The organism is Bartonella vinsonii subsp. berkhoffii ATCC 51672 (assembly GCF_902825225.1).
Lineage (GTDB): Bacteria > Pseudomonadota > Alphaproteobacteria > Rhizobiales > Rhizobiaceae > Bartonella > Bartonella berkhoffii.
Genome location: NZ_CADEAK010000057.1, coordinates 1 through 1,362 on the forward strand (window position 1 = coordinate 1; position 1,362 = coordinate 1,362).

The following is a 1,362-nucleotide window of genomic DNA, read 5'->3' on the forward strand; positions in this document are numbered from 1 at the left end:
CAGCTTCAAAATCAGCCCAAAATGACCAAAAAAGCAAAAAAGATATGCGCCATATGGCGCGTTTCTATTTTTTGCAAATATAATTCTTTTAAAACAATTCTTTATTATAATTTCTTAATGTAAAGAGAAACGCGCCTGTATTTTTCATATTAAAGGGGCATTAAGCCGTATCTTGTGTAGCTTTTAGATGTACTCTTTCAGCTTCTATTTGACGCTTTAAATGCAATTTTAGAAGAGGCAAAGTAAGTTCTACTTCTTCACTATCATTGATGTTTTGAACAAGCTCTTGCAACTTTTTATAAAGCTCTGCCGCTAATTCCGCTATCTCTTCAGGGGGAAGTTTTATATTTGCATCGCGATAAGTTGTATAAGCCACGCGACCGAGCTTTTTCATGAGACCATTAGGAATGGTAGGCGCTTTTAAATCTGTAACTTTCGTTATTTCCATAAACATTTCGCCTTCGCCTGTAACAAGCCAAGCTAAGTTAACCTTTAATTTCTGCGACAAAGCAGCCAAAAACTCTACATTGGGAAAGGTGGTACCTCTTTCAGCGTGGTCATAAATTGCTTTATTAATACCTAAACGGGTAGCTATTTGATCTCGATTAAGCTCTAAGCTTTCTCGTATCAAACGTAACCGCTTTGCCTGTTCTGTTTTAGGTTCAATTTCTTTTTTTGCCAAATCACATCAATGCAATATTTGCATTACACCTCATATTACCGTCTGTAAAAAAAGACGGTTATTACACAAAAAACCCCACAAAAAACGGATGTGGGAGCATCCATTTGAAGCAGGAGCGAAGTTTATGACCATCACACAAGTATGGGATCGCCATAGTATTTTAGCTGAGCTACGCCGCCGTAATATGACCTTGGCGGAGCTCGCGAAAGCATATCAAATACCGTCATCCAGTGTCAAAAACATTTGGACACGGCCTAATGAGAAAGCCGAACGTGCCATAGCCGATTTTATCGGCTTGCCCGTTGAGCAGGTTTTTAGCGACCGCCACCCTAAAACGAACCGTCGTATTTTTAAAGCAGCAAAACAGTCTCATACGGTATCTCTTATCCATTCTGTAGCGCGCAATGACGCTGCTTGAACTTTGTTGCAAGGTTGTGCGTGTGTTTCACGCATTTGCCATGAATTTAAATATCATAAGATAAAAAGGTTTATCAATGTCTAAAGATCAATACGAAATAGGTAAGATAAATTGCATACAGTTGTGTTGTCAGGCAACCGTTTTTATGGGTTGGCTTTGGCGATTAGATGGTGGTCATATTATTTTTATAGGGGGTGGTTATGGTTGCTGCTTGTAATTTATGGACCCCAGATGTCAGAAGTGATATCGTTAATCCTTATTC

The 1,362-nt window shown here is 38.9% G+C and carries 3 protein-coding genes; 2 read left to right on the forward strand and 1 reads right to left on the reverse strand.

The window, feature by feature from the left end; genetic code table 11:
• Positions 1–160 precede the first annotated feature (160 nt).
• Complete coding sequence (locus J7R10_RS08125) at positions 161–682, reverse strand: helix-turn-helix domain-containing protein (protein ID WP_010704743.1); 522 nt, start codon at positions 680–682, stop codon at positions 161–163.
• Positions 683–806: 124 nt separating this feature from the next.
• On the opposite strand from J7R10_RS08125, the gene J7R10_RS08130 reads away from it, so the two are divergent.
• Positions 807–1,100, forward strand: coding sequence for a helix-turn-helix domain-containing protein (locus J7R10_RS08130; protein WP_010704744.1), 294 nt, complete (start codon positions 807–809; stop codon positions 1,098–1,100).
• 76 nt (positions 1,101–1,176) lie between these two features.
• Complete coding sequence (locus J7R10_RS08135; protein ID WP_192813162.1) at positions 1,177–1,317, forward strand: hypothetical protein; 141 nt, start codon at positions 1,177–1,179, stop codon at positions 1,315–1,317.
• The last annotated feature ends 45 nt before the right edge of the window (positions 1,318–1,362 follow it).

Excerpts from the sequence above, each read along its gene's own strand:
- J7R10_RS08130 (WP_010704744.1), top strand. The coding sequence starts at position 807 with ATGACCATCACACAAGTATGGGATCGCCATAGTATTTTAGCTGAGCTA.
- J7R10_RS08135 (WP_192813162.1), top strand. The coding sequence starts at position 1,177 with ATGTCTAAAGATCAATACGAAATAGGTAAGATAAATTGCATACAGTTG.